Origin of the sequence: Gottfriedia acidiceleris (assembly GCF_023115465.1) — a bacterium.
GTDB classification, from domain to species: Bacteria; Bacillota; Bacilli; order Bacillales; family Bacillaceae_G; genus Gottfriedia; species Gottfriedia acidiceleris_B.
Genome location: NZ_CP096034.1, coordinates 757,088 through 773,655, shown reverse-complemented (window position 1 = coordinate 773,655; position 16,568 = coordinate 757,088). Strand labels below are relative to the sequence as shown.

Annotated in this window: 17 protein-coding genes and 2 riboswitches; of the genes, 9 read left to right on the top strand and 8 right to left on the bottom strand. The window is 33.3% G+C overall.

The features are described from left to right. Positions 1-21: 21 nt before the first annotated feature. Both MY490_RS03660 and MY490_RS03655 read right to left on the bottom strand, forming a co-directional pair. Positions 22-1,329, bottom strand: a complete 1,308-nt coding sequence (locus MY490_RS03660) for an amidohydrolase family protein (RefSeq protein WP_248268025.1) — start codon at positions 1,327-1,329, stop codon at positions 22-24. 73 nt (positions 1,330-1,402) lie between these two features. Further along, a riboswitch (purine riboswitch) is annotated at positions 1,403-1,502 on the bottom strand. An 87-nt stretch (positions 1,503-1,589) separates the two neighbouring features. Then, positions 1,590-2,045 carry a MarR family winged helix-turn-helix transcriptional regulator gene (locus MY490_RS03655; protein WP_248268024.1) on the bottom strand — a complete coding sequence of 152 codons (456 nt, stop codon included), beginning with the start codon at positions 2,043-2,045 and terminating at the stop codon, positions 1,590-1,592. A gap of 161 nt (positions 2,046-2,206) precedes the next feature. Here MY490_RS03655 and MY490_RS03650 point away from each other — a divergent pair, with 161 nt between their 5' ends. Both MY490_RS03650 and MY490_RS03645 read left to right on the top strand, forming a co-directional pair. Next, complete coding sequence (locus MY490_RS03650) at positions 2,207-3,178, top strand: hypothetical protein (RefSeq protein WP_248268023.1); 972 nt, start codon at positions 2,207-2,209, stop codon at positions 3,176-3,178. Between the two features lie 99 nt (positions 3,179-3,277). Beyond that, positions 3,278-3,442, top strand: coding sequence for a hypothetical protein (locus tag MY490_RS03645; RefSeq protein ID WP_167555368.1), 165 nt, complete (start codon positions 3,278-3,280; stop codon positions 3,440-3,442). 133 nt (positions 3,443-3,575) lie between these two features. Here the strand turns inward: MY490_RS03645 and MY490_RS03640 are convergent, their stop codons facing one another. Both MY490_RS03640 and metK read right to left on the bottom strand, forming a co-directional pair. Then, on the bottom strand, positions 3,576-4,565 hold the full coding sequence (locus MY490_RS03640; RefSeq protein ID WP_248268022.1) for an NAD(P)-dependent alcohol dehydrogenase: 990 nt from the start codon (positions 4,563-4,565) through the stop codon (positions 3,576-3,578). Between the two features lie 147 nt (positions 4,566-4,712). Then, a complete protein-coding gene (gene metK / locus MY490_RS03635) occupies positions 4,713-5,909 on the bottom strand; it encodes a methionine adenosyltransferase (protein WP_248268021.1) in 1,197 nt (398 codons plus the stop codon). Between the two features lie 209 nt (positions 5,910-6,118). Next, positions 6,119-6,232: riboswitch (SAM riboswitch) on the bottom strand. Positions 6,233-6,542: 310 nt separating this feature from the next. On the opposite strand from metK, the gene pckA reads away from it, so the two are divergent. Continuing rightward, a complete protein-coding gene (gene pckA, locus MY490_RS03630) occupies positions 6,543-8,129 on the top strand; it encodes a phosphoenolpyruvate carboxykinase (ATP) (RefSeq protein WP_248268020.1) in 1,587 nt (528 codons plus the stop codon). Between the two features lie 461 nt (positions 8,130-8,590). Here pckA and MY490_RS03625 read toward each other — a convergent pair whose 3' ends face one another. Continuing rightward, entirely contained in the window at positions 8,591-9,034 is a 444-nt protein-coding gene (locus tag MY490_RS03625; protein ID WP_248268019.1) for a carboxymuconolactone decarboxylase family protein, read from the bottom strand. 231 nt (positions 9,035-9,265) lie between these two features. Here MY490_RS03625 and MY490_RS03620 point away from each other — a divergent pair, with 231 nt between their 5' ends. The 4 genes from MY490_RS03620 to MY490_RS03605 all read left to right on the top strand — a co-directional run bounded on the left by MY490_RS03620 (position 9,266) and on the right by MY490_RS03605 (position 12,478). Continuing rightward, positions 9,266-9,754: an RrF2 family transcriptional regulator gene (locus MY490_RS03620; protein WP_248268018.1), complete on the top strand. Its 489-nt coding sequence runs from the start codon at positions 9,266-9,268 to the stop codon at positions 9,752-9,754. 156 nt (positions 9,755-9,910) lie between these two features. After that, positions 9,911-10,903 (top strand): ABC transporter substrate-binding protein, encoded by a 993-nt coding sequence (locus MY490_RS03615; protein ID WP_432707061.1) that lies wholly within the window; start codon positions 9,911-9,913, stop codon positions 10,901-10,903. Positions 10,904-10,914: 11 nt separating this feature from the next. Then, positions 10,915-11,679: an ABC transporter ATP-binding protein gene (locus MY490_RS03610; RefSeq protein ID WP_248268016.1), complete on the top strand. Its 765-nt coding sequence runs from the start codon at positions 10,915-10,917 to the stop codon at positions 11,677-11,679. After that, a complete protein-coding gene (locus tag MY490_RS03605; protein WP_248268015.1) occupies positions 11,672-12,478 on the top strand; it encodes an ABC transporter permease in 807 nt (268 codons plus the stop codon). The genes MY490_RS03610 and MY490_RS03605 overlap by 8 nt, the downstream gene beginning before the upstream one ends. A 193-nt stretch (positions 12,479-12,671) precedes the next feature. Here the strand turns inward: MY490_RS03605 and ytkD are convergent, their stop codons facing one another. Continuing rightward, positions 12,672-13,151: an RNA deprotection pyrophosphohydrolase gene (gene ytkD / locus MY490_RS03600; RefSeq protein WP_248268014.1), complete on the bottom strand. Its 480-nt coding sequence runs from the start codon at positions 13,149-13,151 to the stop codon at positions 12,672-12,674. A 166-nt stretch (positions 13,152-13,317) separates the two neighbouring features. Here ytkD and ytzI point away from each other — a divergent pair, with 166 nt between their 5' ends. Together ytzI and yidD are read left to right on the top strand one after the other, a co-directional pair. After that, positions 13,318-13,464, top strand: a complete 147-nt coding sequence (gene ytzI / locus MY490_RS03595) for a YtzI protein (RefSeq protein ID WP_097979312.1) — start codon at positions 13,318-13,320, stop codon at positions 13,462-13,464. A 25-nt stretch (positions 13,465-13,489) separates the two neighbouring features. Then, positions 13,490-13,744, top strand: a complete 255-nt coding sequence (yidD, locus tag MY490_RS03590) for a membrane protein insertion efficiency factor YidD (protein WP_248268013.1) — start codon at positions 13,490-13,492, stop codon at positions 13,742-13,744. Between the two features lie 40 nt (positions 13,745-13,784). Here yidD and menC read toward each other — a convergent pair whose 3' ends face one another. Together menC and MY490_RS03580 are read right to left on the bottom strand one after the other, a co-directional pair. After that, positions 13,785-14,900 carry an o-succinylbenzoate synthase gene (menC, locus tag MY490_RS03585; RefSeq protein ID WP_248268012.1) on the bottom strand — a complete coding sequence of 372 codons (1,116 nt, stop codon included), beginning with the start codon at positions 14,898-14,900 and terminating at the stop codon, positions 13,785-13,787. An 11-nt stretch (positions 14,901-14,911) separates the two neighbouring features. Next, the gene (locus tag MY490_RS03580; protein WP_248268011.1) at positions 14,912-16,354 is read right to left on the bottom strand and encodes an o-succinylbenzoate--CoA ligase; all 1,443 of its coding nucleotides are present in this window, start codon (positions 16,352-16,354) and stop codon (positions 14,912-14,914) included. Positions 16,355-16,568: the final 214 nt, after the last annotated feature.

Below are 16,568 nucleotides of genomic sequence, written 5' to 3'. Positions count from 1 at the left end.
TCTTCTTTGTATACTTGCTTTTTAAGCAAATCTACTCTGTAATCGGTTAACTTCTGCGATTACTTTTTCTTCATCAATTGTTAAACTAATACGGTCTTTTACAATTGCTTTTCCATCAACGAAAACATCACATACATCGCTACCACGTGCAGCGTATAGTAAGTGTGAATAGGCATTACTTAATGGTTGTAAATGCTCTTTATCGAATGGATAAATTGTAATAAAGTCTGCCTTTTTATTAACTTCAAGTGAGCCAGTATGTCCCATTCCTATAGCTTCCGCGCCACCTCGAGTAGCCAAAGTTAATGCAGTTTGTGCTGAGAATTTCGTAGCATCTTTATACATTCCTTTTTGTAGCAGTGCTGCTATTCTCACTTCTTCAAACATGTCAAGATTGTTATTAGATGCTGTGCTATCTGTAGCTATACCTACTTTTACTCCGGCGTCTAATAAACTAACCACATCAGCAACCCCAGAACCTAACTTTAAATTACTAATTGGATTATGAGCAACACGAACATCATATTCTTTTAGGATCGCTCTTTCTTCAACATTTAGAACTACACCGTGAGCCATTACTGTCGGTTGATTAAATACACCTAATTTGCGAAGATGTTCTACAGGTCGGTTTGAATAACGTGTTTCAATATCTTGAATTTCAAAATCTGTTTCAGATACATGAATGTGCACCATTAAATCATTTTCTTTTGCAATACGCGCACTTTCAATTAGAGCTTCTGGTGTACATGCATAAGGACTATGAGGTGCAACCATCGTTGTTAGACGGCCATCAGCGAACTTTTTATAGTCCTTTGAAAATTGCTCAGCACCTTTAAGATTCAATCTTTGCTCTTCTTCTGTTCCAAAGCTAAATATTGAATATGAAAATGCTCCTCTAATTCCAGTTTCACCAATTGTCTCAATGACAACATTTGGATCGATTCCATTAGGGTTAAACATATCTGAGAATGATGTAGTTCCCGATTTAACCATTTCTAAAATACCAAGCTGTGCGCTTATAGAAGCAATTTCCGTAGTATATTGTCTTTCAATTGGCCATATTTTAGTTTCTAACCAAGGCTTTAGTAGCATGTCATCTCCAATACCACGTAAAAGCGTCATAAGAATATGAGAATGTGTATTTACAAGTCCTGGCATTACCCATTTCCCTTGCAGATTAACTACTTGATCTACATCCTTCATTAACATTTCAGAATGATTTCCGACATAAGTAATGATTTGATCTTGAACGATCATCATACCGTTTTCAAAGATTTTATTTTCTTGATCCATTGTAAAAAAAGTAGCATTTATATAAACTGTTTTCATTATTTTTCCTCCCTAGTCTCTTTCATAATTGTGTGAAAATAAAAAAAATCCTGATTACGAAGAAGGATGTAAATAAAATTACATTCTTTTTCGTAATCAGGATTTTACGGTTCCTGGTAGAGACCCTCATACCATATCAATGAGGTTATACATTTTTGTATGTTGTTATATAAAAACATAATATACGATTAGTAAGTAATGTTCAAGGATTTCTATAATTTAACAAAAACGAATCGGGATACCTCCCTTTCATATACTATCTAGTCTAATTTCCCAAGTATTCTTATTATCTTATGCATTGAGTAGTCTAAATCAAGCAAGTCTTCTTCATCAAGTTGACCGATCCGTTCACAAAAAAAATGATAAAAATCTTCCCAGCGTTTTGTGACAACTTTTTTTCCTTTTTCAGTAAGTATAATTATTACACTTCGTTTATCATTCGGATCTTGAATTTTAGATACATATTCTTTTTCTTCTAATTTCATAATTAACGGAGTCATTTGTTGCTTAGAAATGCTTATATTTTGAGCTAGCTCTGTAATTGATATTCCATCAACTGTTTGAAACAATTCATCTAGTATATGACTTTGTAAATGCGTTAGCTCGGACTTCTTATTCTTTAAAGAATTTTTCGAGCCCGTCTTGTTAAACTTATTAAAAACTAGAGGAAGTAGTTGGATAAACTTCTCTGCGATTTGATTTGGATTTGAATTCATTTTATTTCAAACCTTTCTAGGAAAAAATTTCTAAATTGACATATAGTAAATAAAAGTTTATTATTTATCCAGAATTAATTTGATAATATCATAATTTTATAAGTTAAACCATTTCAACAAGTAAATAAATATTTACTATCTTAACTAAAGGAGTGGTGTAGATGAATTCAACTGGATTAACTTTTGGTATCTATCCCCTCAGCGTAGCTGGTACACCTATAGGATTAGCTACTGGTCCTGAAGATAATTATGAAAAAATAGCTTCTGCACTTAAAGAGCTACAGGGGAATACTCAGTTTTTACCAAGAATGTATGCTGTCTATATGGGACCTGAAACAGAAGAAAAAGTATTTAACGCTCTAAATCAATATAAAAACGCAGGTTTATTAGGTGATTTAACAATTGGCTGCCTCATGGATCCAAGTCTATCTCTAAATTATTGGTTAAATTTTGTTCGTAATGTAATTAAAGAGTATGGCACCTTCCTAGATTCAATTCAAATCACGAATGAGCCTAATTTATCATTTATGGATGGCTCCAAACCATATGTATTAGAAGCGCTCGTACAAGGCGTTCTAACTGTAAAAGAAGAAATTAAAAAAAGCAATTTACCTATTAAAGTTGGATTTGGATCGGTTCCTGAGGGAGAAAAGACAATTCCATATTTTTGGGAAAATCTAATAAAAATTGGTGGGGATGAACTCTTTCACTCAATTGATTATGTAGGACATAATTTTTATGTGGATGTATTTGAGGAACCATTAAAAATTGAGGAAGTTGCTGTTTCAGTAGAAAACATACTACGTAAATTTCGAGAAACTTTGAATAATAATGGTTTCCCTTCCTCTCTTCCAATACACATTACAGAGAATGGATGGCCTACCGGCAAAAATCCATTTATACAAATCGAAAGGTCATATGAGCAACAATCGATTGTACTTGAGGTAATTATTCGAATAGTTTATTCACTGCGCCAGGAATTAAATATTACTCATTATGAATTTTTTGGTTTAAGGGATGCTGATAGTTCAAAAGAAGACCTTTTTCATCAATTTGGAATTATGAAGGACGATTATACTATTAAGCCTGCTTTTCTTACCTTTAAAAAATTAATAAGTGAATTAAGCAAGTAAATCAATTACTTCTATAAATTTGAATGAAGTTAGTCAATTCGTTAAGACTAAAACAACGAGAGTTTCATTGACTTTCTACTATATATGGAGGTAATAAAATTGAGCAAAAAAAATAAGCCCCTCATAAACGAAGAGCAAATGAAAATTCAAGCAGACCTTAATAATCTCGATCCAGGTCACTCCGTGGATGAGCATCGTAAAATTGAAACAGCCAATATAATATTAGCTGGAGAAGAAATTAGACAGCAAAACGAAAATCTATAAAAGAAATCCCTCAAAAGGTCATTTTGAGGGATTTCTTTGTGCAGATAAAAAAGTTCGCTTAAATTCCGAGACGTAAGAATAACTACAAAGATAAAAAGCACAGTACATAGAGGCGGAGAAATAAAGGTATTTGTTAACAGTCTGAACTCCCTCGAATGTTAATAACGACATTCCCCTTCTTATGGCCTTTTTCTACGTAACGATGTGCTTCAACAATTTGTTCAAGCGGGTATTCTCGATCAATAACAGCTTTTAATTTATCTGCTTCAATTAGTGCTTTTATATAGTTTAGATCTTCATAGTTCATATTTGCTACACCAAATATGGCTTTTTTATTACTAATCAAATTACTCCATATAGCTTGAAAATAAACTGAAAGCTTCCATACAGCACTTAATAAATAGACGCCATCTTTGTTAAGCAATCTTTTACAATTAGAAAAGGAACTTTTACCTACCGTATCAAAAATAATATCATAAGTATTCTTACTCTTAGCTAGATCTTCATTTGTATAATCGATTACTTCATCTGCCCCTAAAGCCTTTACCAATTCTACGTTTGATGTACTACATAATGCGGTAACTTCTGTACCAAAATATTTAGCTAGCTGAATTGCATATGTTCCAACACTTCCTGAAGCACCATAAATAAGTACTTTTTGTCCATTTTGAATAATACTTCTCCTTAGAAAGTGTAACGCAGTAAGCGCTCCGACAGGAATAGCTGCTGCTTGTTCAAATGACATATTTTTTGGTTTTTTAGCCAGAACACTTTCCTCATGTAAAGAGATATATTCAGCATTAGCTCCAAAAGTAAATCCACTATATCCAAAAACTTGATCACCTGTTTTAAAATTTCTTACGTTTTTGCCAACTGTGACTATTTCTCCTGCAAGCTCACAACCTGGTATTTGATTTTTCGGCTTAGTAAATCCAAACATAAGGCGTGAAGGCAGCCAATACATAAAAGGAAAATCGGAGCTTCGAAGTTTTACATCTCCTGCGGTTACAGTTGTTGCATGTATTTTAATTAATACCTCATCATCTTTTATTTTTGGTTTTTCAACTTCTGTTAATTGAAGAACTTCTGGTGGACCATATTTTGTACATATAATCGCCTTCATAGGTTCCTCCATTACAAACTTTAATTTAGTCATTTAAACCTATGAAAAATATTTTTAAGTATACCTATATGTAGAATAAAACAGTGTGATTCTAACTAAAAAAAAGACTGAATATAGCATATGCCATATTCAGCCTTAATCATTTTATTATAGACCTGCTTCAGTTTTTAAAACTTCTGCTTTATCAGTACGCTCCCAAGGAAGATCGATATCTGTACGGCCAAAGTGACCATAAGCAGCAGTTTGTTTGTAAATTGGACGACGTAGGTCAAGCATTTTAATAATTCCAGCTGGACGTAGGTCAAAGTTGTTGCGAATTACTTCAACTAATTTTTCTTCTGAAACTTTACCTGTACCAAAAGTATCAATAGCGATTGAAACTGGTTTAGCTACACCAATTGCATATGCTAATTGAACTTCAGCTTTATCAGCTAAGCCAGCAGCTACAATGTTTTTCGCAACGTAACGTGCAGCGTAAGCAGCAGAACGGTCAACTTTAGTTGCATCTTTACCAGAGAATGCGCCACCACCGTGACGAGCATATCCACCGTAAGTATCAACAATAATTTTACGACCTGTTAAACCAGCATCCCCTTGAGGTCCACCAATTACGAAACGACCTGTTGGGTTGATAAAGAATTTTGTGTTTTCATCAATTAACTCAGCTGGTACAACTGGTTTAATTACAAGTTCTTTCATATCATTTTCAATTTGAGCTTGAGTAGCTTCTGGACCATGTTGTGTTGATATAACAATTGCATCAATACGAACTGGTTTATTGTTTTCATCATACTCAACTGTTACTTGAGTTTTACCGTCTGGACGTAAGTAAGAAACTGTTTCATTTTTTCTAACTTCAGTTAAACGGCGAGCAATTTTGTGAGATAACGAAATTGGAAGTGGCATTAATTCAGGTGTTTCATTAACAGCAAAACCGAACATTAAACCTTGGTCTCCTGCACCGATTGCTTCAATTTCTTCATCTGTCATGCTACCTTCACGAGCTTCTAACGCTTGATCTACACCTAGAGCGATATCTGCTGATTGCTCATCGATAGAAGTTAAAACTGCACATGTATCTGCATCGAATCCGTATTTTGCACGGTCATAACCGATTTCACGGATTGTTTCGCGAACGATTTTTGGTATATCTACATAAGTAGAAGTTGTAATTTCACCTGCAACAAGTACTAAACCTGTTGTAACTGAAGTTTCCGCTGCTACACGAGCATTCGGATCATTTGCTAAAATTGCATCAAGAATTGAATCTGAGATTTGGTCACAGATTTTATCTGGATGACCTTCTGTAACTGATTCTGAAGTAAATAAACGACGTTGTGACATTGAGTCCCCTCCTAAATTGAATTGACGGATCTCTTTTTTCTCAACATAAGAATAAAAAGTTTGTTCCTATTCCTATGTTTCCCATTTAAGATAAAGATAACTCAGTGTAAATTACGAAATTGCCACTGTATTTAAGTTTTGAGCAAAAAAAAAGCCTTCCTCTTATCAACTATTACATGAGGAAAGGGTTCTTGGTTATTTGCCTTTCGCTCTTATCGTCCAAGACATAAAAAAAGTCTTGCATCAGGTTCAGCACCTTTCACTAAAAGTGAGGTTGCTGGGCTTCGTAGGGCCTGTATCCCTCCACCTACTCGGGATAAGAGAGTATCCGTATGAAAAGTATCATATTAAAATTTCACTTTCTTGTCAACAATTTTCATCACAACTTAGACATAATTCTACAATAGCTTTATCTCTACATTCATTTCTATTTAATTGGAAATTACTAATTATTACTTACATTTAAATAACTTACTTCATTTAATAAGTAAATTTTACTCAAATTTATTTTTTAATCAAATTCATAACACATTTTGCCAACTAATAGTATACACTATTAAAATAAATGTGTTATACTATTTATCGAGATACCTACATGGCAGACAAATTATATTTAAAGGATGGTATTAGTATATGAAGACAGTTGATGTAAACTTTGAATTAAACGAATTACTTACTAGTAATCAAGTGTATAACCAACTAAGCGTTTCTGAGTTAGTTGAAAAAGTCCTAACAAGACAAGAAGGAATTTTAACGTCAACAGGAGCAGTTAGCGTTTCAACAGGCAAATATACTGGACGTTCACCTAAAGATAAATTTATTGTTAAAGAGGCATCTGTTGAAAGTTTAATCGATTGGGGTTCAGTAAATCAACCAATCTCTGCTGACGTATTCGAAAAATTATATAGCAAAGTACTTAACTACTTAAAAGATCGTAACGAATTATTCTTATTTAAAGGATTTGCTGGTGCTGATACGGAGTATCGTTTACCTATCCAAGTAATTAACGAATTTGCATGGCACAACTTATTTGCTCATCAATTATTTATTCGCCCAACTGAGCAAGAGCTTCAAACTCATGAAGCAGAGTTTACAATTGTTTCAGCTCCGACATTTAAAGCAGACCCTGTAGTTGATGGAACAAATTCAGAGGCATTTGTTATTGTATCATTTGAAAAGAAAATTATCTTAATTGGTGGTACGGAATATGCTGGAGAAATGAAAAAATCCATTTTCTCAATCATGAATTTCCTATTACCACAAAATAATGTTTTACCAATGCACTGTTCTGCTAACGTTGGTAGCGAAGGCGATGTAGCATTATTCTTTGGACTTTCAGGTACTGGTAAAACTACATTATCTGCAGATGCAGACCGTAAGCTAATCGGTGATGACGAGCACGGTTGGTCAGATAATGGTGTGTTCAATATTGAAGGCGGATGCTATGCTAAATGTATCAATTTAACATTTGAAAAAGAGCCTCAAATTTTCTCTGCAATTAAATTTGGTACAGTTTTAGAAAATGTAGTTGTTAAATCTGATAGCCGTTTAGCTGACTATGATGATACAACTTTAACAGAAAATACTCGTGCTGCATACCCAATGCAAGCAATTCAAAATATCATTGAGCCAAGCGTTGCTGGACATCCGCATGCAATTATCTTTTTAACTGCTGATGCATTTGGAGTATTACCTCCAATCAGTAAATTAACAAAAGAGCAAGCTATGTACCACTTCTTAAGTGGATTTACTAGTAAATTAGCAGGTACTGAACGTGGTGTTACTTCTCCACAAGTAACATTCTCAACATGTTTCGGATCACCATTCTTACCGCTTCCAGCTGTAGAATATGCAAAAATGCTTGGTGAAAAAATTGAAAAACATAATGTAAATGTATTCTTAGTAAACACTGGTTGGACTGGTGGAGAATACGGCGTTGGTAAACGTATGAATCTTTCTTACACAAGAGCAATGGTTCATGCTGCACTTGAAGGTGATTTAAACAATATTGAGACTACACAAGATGAGTTTTTCGGTTTAGCAATTCCAACTCATGTACCTGGTGTACCTGATAGCGTATTAGTTCCTTCAACAACTTGGGAAGACAAATCATCTTATGATCAAAAAGCTCTTGAATTAGTAACTAAATTCAAAGAAAACTTCAAAAAATTTGAAGGCTTTGATGCTCAATTAGCTGAACTTGGTGGACCTTTAAAATAATCTAATAAAGTAAAATGTAAGGGCTGTCCAAAGTCGAGATTTATGACTTTTGGCAGCCCCTTTTTATTTTTAAAATTTAGATAAGCAAGATTCACTATCTTTTAAAGAAAATGAGCCGTATATTGAATCTTTATCCAAAAGATAATTTGAGATAAAAAATTCTGACAATCAATTACTTTATGGAGATGAATATGATTTGGTCGTTTCAGTACCAGAACATTATAAAAACGATATAAAAAATGGTCGAATAGAAATAAAACTTCCTAAAAAAGCCAATCAATATTTGTATCGATATTGAAGAAATAAATCATAATCAAGTATTTGAAATCATTAATGGAAGAGCAGTTTTTAATCTCTTTAGTACTATAGCTACTTCAAATATGACAATAGATGAAAAAATTATATTAAAAAAATGAGCCAATCTTCGGCTCATTTTTTATTTTTTTAATTTTATTAGGTTCTTACTTTTCAGCTGGTCTATTCCCCATAGAAATAGAAATGCGATTCCAACTGTTAATTTGATTGATAATAAATACAAGATTGACATATTCTTCTTCACTAAAGTGCTTACTTACACGATTATATAGTTCTTCAGATACACCTTTATTCGAAATTTGTGTTATATACTCAGTTAACTCTAAAGCTACTTTTTCTGCATCTGTGTAAAAATCACAATCTCTCCATGCACTAATACAGTATAAACGCTGTTCCGTTTCTCCTATTTCTCTCGCTTCAGAAGTATGCATGTCAAGGCAAAATGCACAACCATTTATTTGTGAAGCGCGAATTTTAATAAGTTCACGAATTTTATGGTCTATCCCTGTTGATTTAATATACTTTTCCATTTCTAACATTATTTTAAGTGCTTCTGGCGCTAATTTTGAATAATTAATTTGTTTTTCCATTTTAATTCCCCCTAAAAAAGTTAATTCTAAACATAATTAATTGTAGTTTTGGAAAGAATAAATTAACGACAATATCAATCGCCGATTTATATCATCTATAATAAGGTGTTTATTTCATAATGTCAAACTTCTTTTAACTTTGAATTGCTCCTAAAAGTAAATGTTTGACAAAAAATTAAAACATTTCTAAGATTAATTAAAAATAATCTCATGTATGAAGAAGGTGTTTTAATGCAGTATAGCGTTGGAGTTGAGTATGCACTTCACTGCCTTGTTTATCTTATTGACACTCCTGAAGATTCTCCGATTGGAATAAAAGACCTATCCTTCTTTCAAGGTGTTTCAGATACATATCTTTCAAAGATTTTTAGTAAACTTTCTAAGGCCGGTATTGTCAGTTCAGTTCCAGGAGTTAAAGGTGGTTTTAAACTAGCTAAATCTCCAGATGAAATTTCTTTTTGGGATGTAATTGAAGCAATTGAAGGTTCTAAGCCTATATTTCAATGTAAAAATATTAAAGATAACGGCTATCTTTTTAGAGAAAAAGGTTGTACCCCAAGTGCCACCTGCACGATCAATTTAGTCATGCTCTCTGCCGAAGAAAAAATGCATGAGTATTTACGCAGTAAAACACTTTCATGGTTAAACAAAGAATTAGAAAGTGTTTTACCTAACGAAATACGTGAAGATACTCGACAATATTTTTCAAAGAATAGATAAAAACCTCTCTCATTTCCTAAAAAAGGAAGTAAGAGAGGTTTTTCTTTGATAACTGATCTAACCGAGCGATTTTAGCACAGAATACTCCGCATTCACCCATTTTCTCCTATTGCATAGGCTAATTGTATATTTTCGATTAGGAGGGATTAAATGAAAATCAAATGGCTCGTTATTTTGTTTTTATTAGTTGCTTCTATTTTAGGTGCATGTTCGAAAGATAAACCTAAAGATGGTACCACAAAGGTTAGGGTTGCAGAAGTAACGCATTCATTATTTTATGCACCTCAATATGTGGCCATTAGTGAAGGAATCTTCAAAAAGCATGGTTTGGATGTTGAAATAACAACTACTGCTGGTGGAGATAAGACTATGACTGCTGTATTGTCAAACGGCGCAGATATAGGATTAGTTGGGCCAGAAACAACTATATATGTATACGCACAAGGTGCAAATGACCCAGTAAAAAGCTTTGCCCAATTGACTCAAACTGATGGAACATTTCTAGTAGCTAGAAATCAAACTGTACCATTTAATTGGGATCAACTAAGAGACAAAACATTTTTAGGTCAAAGAAAAGGTGGAATGCCACAAATGGTTGGCGAATATGTCCTAAGTAAACATGGGATTGATCCACATAAAGATTTGAACCTTATTCAGAATATTGACTTCGCAAATATCGCGAATGCATATGCTTCAGGTACTGGAGAGTATGTTCAATTGTTTGAACCTACAGCAAGTATTATGGAAAAAGAAGGAAGAGGTAAAATCGTTGCTTCATTCGGCTTGGAGTCTGGAAAAGTTCCTTATACTGCTTTTATAGCAAAAGAAAGTTATTTGAAGAAGAATGCGAAAACAGCTCAAAAGTTTACAGATGCAATTTATGAAGCAGAACAATGGGTTGATACTCATTCAGCAGAAGAGATTGCAAAAAGTGTTGCACCATTCTTTAAAGATACTCCTTTAGACATTTCAATAAAAGTTATTGATCGTTATAAGTCTCAAAGTTCTTATTCAACAAATCCAATATTAGAAGAAGATGAGTGGAATAATCTTCAAAAGATTATGAAGAACTCTGGTGTATTACCAAAAGAAGTTCCACACTCAGTTTTAGTTGATACAAAATTTGCCGAAAAATCTACGGAGAAGTAGTTGGTAAAAAAATGAGTTATCTAACAGTTAATGATATTTCTCATGTATTTTTATCGAAAGAAAAGGCAATTAAAATATTGGATGGCTTAACGTTTGAAGTTGAAAAAGGAGAATTTGTATCTGTATTAGGTCCAAGTGGCTGTGGAAAAAGCACACTTTTATCAATCATTTCTTCATTGCTTACACCATATGACGGTTCAGTAAAGTTTAAAGGTAAGCCTTATGATATAAAATCGGGAGAAATTGGTTACATGCTTCAGCATGACTATTTATTCCCTTGGAAAACAATTAAAGAAAATGTTTTCCTAGGTCTTCAGATTCTAGATAAGGATACCGAAGAAAATAAAAATCGAACGGTAGAATTGCTAAATGAAGTTGGATTAAAGGATTATGAAAATGCGTACCCAAGAGAATTATCAGGTGGGATGAGACAACGCGTTGCATTAGTGAGAACTCTTTCTACAAGCCCTTCAATTGTATTATTAGATGAACCATTTTCCGCTCTAGACTATCAAAATAAAGTAAAGCTTGAAGAATTAGTTTTCAACTTATTTAAGAAGTTAAATACTACTGCTATCTTAGTAACTCACGATATTGAAGAAGCGGTAGCTATGTGTGATCGGGTTATTACATTAACAAATGCTCCTACAAAAATATCAAAAATTTTCAGTTTACCAGAAGAATTATGTATTCGCTCTCCTTTTGAAACACGACACCAATCACTCTTTTCTTCTTATGTTTCTGCGATTTGGAAGGAGTTGGAGAAACGTGGATAAAGTAAATGACGAACTAAAATCCTATCACGCCAGTATCGTCAAAAAAAATCGCCGTAAAAAGCTACTCATTTTCTTCTTCCAACTAGTAATTATTATTATCTTTTTTATAGCTTGGGAGCTTTTAAGTCATCGAAAAATAATTGATCCATTATTGTTTAGTTCACCTACTAAAATTTACGATTTACTCATCGCAAAATTGGGAGATGGATCCGTTTATCATGATGCTATGACTACAATCACTGAAACACTCGTTGGATTTATTTTAGGAACAATTATCGGGGTCATTCTAGCAATCATTCTTTGGTGGTATCCATTTGCCTCAAAGGTACTTGATCCATTTTTAGTAGTCTTTAATGCCATGCCAAAAGTCGCGCTTGGACCAATCATCATTGTAATTTTTGGCCCCTCATATTCGTCCATTATTGCCATGGGGATCATAATAAGTTTTGTCATAACAGCACTTGTTATTTATCAAGCCTTCTTACAGGTAGATGAAAATTATGTAAAAGTGATTAAAAGTTTTGGAGCTACAAAAACTCAAATCTTTAAAAATGTCATCTTTCCTGCTAGTATACCTACCGTCATATCAACATTAAAAGTAAATGTAGGATTAGCTTGGGTAGGAGTGATTGTCGGAGAGTTCTTAGTTTCAAAAAACGGACTTGGCTATTTAATCGTTTATGGCTTCCAAGTATTTAATTTCACTCTTGTTCTAATGAGTGTATTAATCATAAGTGTATGTGCTGCTTTGATGTATATTATTGTTGAATATATTGAGAGAAAAACAATAAAGAAATAATTTGGTGTAATATGAGTCAAAGCTCGCTTAATATAGTGAGCTTTTTTTCATGCAATTTTTATCTTACACATGAACCTTTTATGAGTAACCTTTCTTTCTTATTGAGCTTTCTTACTTTCTCATGAACCCCTAATGAGGAATCTATTTTTTTATCGCTGTTTTATTCACTCATGAAACTCTAAAAAAGCTCACCTTATAAAAGTGAGCTATTTTTAGTATTCAAGTAACTTAAACTTTGTGAAAATACTTCGTCACGCATGATAAAACTAAATCGGCGATCTTTTTTTATGTTTGGTGGAAATTCGTCTAACAGTACAGGGCCGTTTGTTTCAAAATAGTGCTTTTGTGTCAAAAGTTCTCCTATTTCGGCAAAATAAATATTTTTTATGATAATTTTATCCTTACCTGTAACGCGGTATTGACCTAGATAATTAATTTTAGATACATTTCCACCTGTTTCTTCTAAAACTTCACGTTTAGCTGCTTCTTCAGGTGATTCGCCTTCCTCGACTTTTCCGCCTGGGAATTCGTATCCTCTTCTTTGATGGTCTGTGAGTAACCATTGGTCATTGTATTTACAAATAACCCAAACATGTTTTGGATCGGGTGAAAATGGATGTTTCTCAAACGATAATTCAACTGTATTATGGTAAAAATCTTTAAATATGTACATTTTAACCTTCCTACATTCATACTTATTTTTCCATTGTACTATTTCTATTAAAATGTTTCATCATTATTGAAATAATATTCCTGAAAGTTTATGAAAATATTTGATTGCCTTGCATATTGGACAGTATACTATATCATAGTAGTATAACTATTTAGGAGGATATTGTATGACTGGAGTATTTATTGTTAGTGGAATAATTATCGTTGTTGTATTCGGTGCTTTCGTTCTTACTGTAAATAAAGGCTATGGTGTACAACATAAAGTCGATAAGCTAGAAGACGTAAAAATGAAAAATAACCATGATGAGAAATAATTCTAAACAGACGAAAGGTTTGTATATGAATAAAATTTTAATTGGAATCATTAGATTTTATCAAAAATGGATTTCACCTGCAACGCCACCATCATGTAGATTCTATCCTACTTGCTCTAGTTATGGACTAGAGGCAATAGAAACCCATGGTGCGCTTAAAGGAACTTATTTAACGACTAAAAGAATACTTAAGTGTCACCCACTACATCCAGGTGGATATGATCCTGTACCTGATAAAATAGATAAGGAAACAAAAAAAGATACGGTCAAAGAAACTTGAAACGAATAACAAGTTTAATTTGATCGTATTTTTTATTTGGTTATTTCTGCTGAGAAGTATATTTATAAATCTTTTTAGATATGCTTTTGATTCGTTCTTCATCCACTTCTACCCCTAAACCAAGGCCAACTGGTACTTTAACTTTTCCATTTATTAAAGCTACCTCTGGAATAATGAGGTCATGCTCCCAATGTCTAGATGAGGCCGAAATATCTCCAGGTATTGTAAATCCAGGAAGAGATGCTAATGCAACGTTTTGAATTCTAGAAATCCCGGTTTCAATCATGCCTCCGACCCAAATTGGAATATTCTTTTCAACACAATAATCATGAATTTCAATTGATTTAGTTAATCCCCCGACTCTCCCAGGCTTTACAGTAATAATTTTGCAAGCGTTTAATTCATACGCAATTTGAACATCTTCTAGGGAACATATACTTTCATCTAAGCAGACTGGAGTAGAAATTTCCTTTTGAAGGATAGCGTGCTCGATGAATTGGCGTTCGCCGAAGGGCTGTTCAATCATTAACAGATTAAATTCATCTAATTTTTTTAGTTTCGGAATGTCTTCAATCGAATAATCTGAATTGGCATCAATCATTAGAGGGATTGTTGGATAGCTATTTCTTATAGTTGAGACAATTTCGTAATCATTTTCCTTTGAAACTTTAATTTTAAATCGTTCATAGCCTTCTTTTATATATGCACTAATTTGTTTCAACATTTTGATTGGCTCGTCTATACTAATTACAACCCCTACTGGTATCTCTGCCTTATTGCCCCCTAAAGCTTTTGCTAAAGTGATTGAATTTAGTTTACTATACAAATCCCAATATGCACCTTCAAGCCCAGATTTAGCCATTTGATTGCCTTTAAATTGATTTAATTGTGTAGCAACTTCACTTGGATGATTAAACTGCTTTTTTAATAAGATCGGTATAAAGAAATCTTGTAAAGTATGAAGGGCTGTTTGAATCGTTTCCTCTGTATACCAAGGCTCTGAAAAAGCAACGACTTCTCCATAACCGCATATTCCGTTTACATCTAAAATTTTAACAATTATACTTTCCCGTTTTTCATATGTACCATAGCTTGTTTTAAAAGGTACTTTTAGAGGCTGTTCAATTAAACATAATTCAATTTGCCTTATCAACATTTTTATTCCCCTTATAGAAGCTTAAGTAGTTCTCTTCTAACTAGCTTATTTGTTGCATTTCTTGGTAGATTGTCTACAAAAAATATTTCCTTTGGAATTTTATACCCTGCGATTTTATCTCGACAATACTCGATTAGTTCTTCTTGAGACAAAGGATTAGAGGATTTACTAACAACAAATCCGACAGGTACTTTTCCCCAATTTGGGTCTTCTTTGCCTGTTACACCAGCTTCAATGATATCTGGATGCGATAATAAGACTGATTCAATCTCTGCCGGATATATATTCTCTCCACCGGAAATAATTAAATCACTTCGACGGTCAACGACAAATAAAAAACCATCCTCATCTACATAACCCAAATCTCCCGTATAAAGATACTCAGATGAATCAGTTAACTTTGTAAGCTTATAATAACCTTTACTCACGTTCGGCCCCTTAACTACAATTTCTCCTACTTCTTTTGGTAAACAAGTTCGTTGATCGTCTCTTATTTCTAGCGTACATCCAAATAAAGCTTTACCTGCCGAACCAATTTTAGAAAGCATGTATTCAGGAGAAAGCGTTGCGATTTGTGAACAAGTTTCAGTCATTCCGTATGTTTGATAGACTGGCACATTTAATGCTCTTGCCTTTTGTAAAAGAGGTAACGGAGCGGGTCCTCCACCAAGTAAAGCTACTCTTATACGGTTTAAGTCATTTGTATCTTCAACAATGGTTAATAGGTCATTTAATACTTTTGTTACAACAGATAGAATTGTTACATTATGCTTTATGACACAGTCCTTAATGGTATGTGCATCAGCTTTATTCGTTAACACAATTTTCATGCCATAAATCGCACTTTTATATACAGTAGACAAACCACCCACATGGAACATTGGCAAACAGACTAGCCATACATCTTTATGATCTAAACCTAAATTTAGTACTGAAGCAATTGCACTGCTCCAATGATTAAAATAAGTTTGTAAAACTGCTTTTGGGAAACCAGTTGTACCAGATGTGTACATCATAGTTGCGATTTTATCACCATCAAAATTAGACTTAATCGGAAATTCCTTTGCTTCACTGTTCTCTATCTCATTTATATTTAACAGTTTTATATTTTCAGGTATCTTCACCGTATTTGATTTCACTACGATTAAAAATTCAGAATCACTATTTTCTAATTGATATCCTATTTCGTCATCACTTAATCTTATATTCAGTAAAATTGATGTTGCTCCGATATAATGAAGTGCATAAACAACTTCTATAAATTGAACAGAATTATTCATTAAAACCGAAACGTGAGATCCGTCATTTATGCCAAAATGGTGAAATTTATAGGCAAGATTTAGAACACGATCATGTAAATCCTTAAAAGTAATTTCTTCCCCGTCTGTTGCAATTGCTATTCGATTAGGAGTTAATCTGACTCTCTCAAGCAAAAAATTCGGAATTTGATTCATCAAAAACACTTCCTGACTATTATCAAAATTTACAAAAGTTTATTTAAAGAAAACTCTTCGTTTGGCGTTGGCTAAAATAGAGGCGTTGTTACTCTTATACTTAATTCCTAAATTAGGCAACTACTTCGAGCTTTCTTCTCAGCTGTCAGTTTATACTTCCTTAATGTGCAAAAAAAGCTTGATGATTTCTCATCAAGCTTTTATCTTCTTTCAG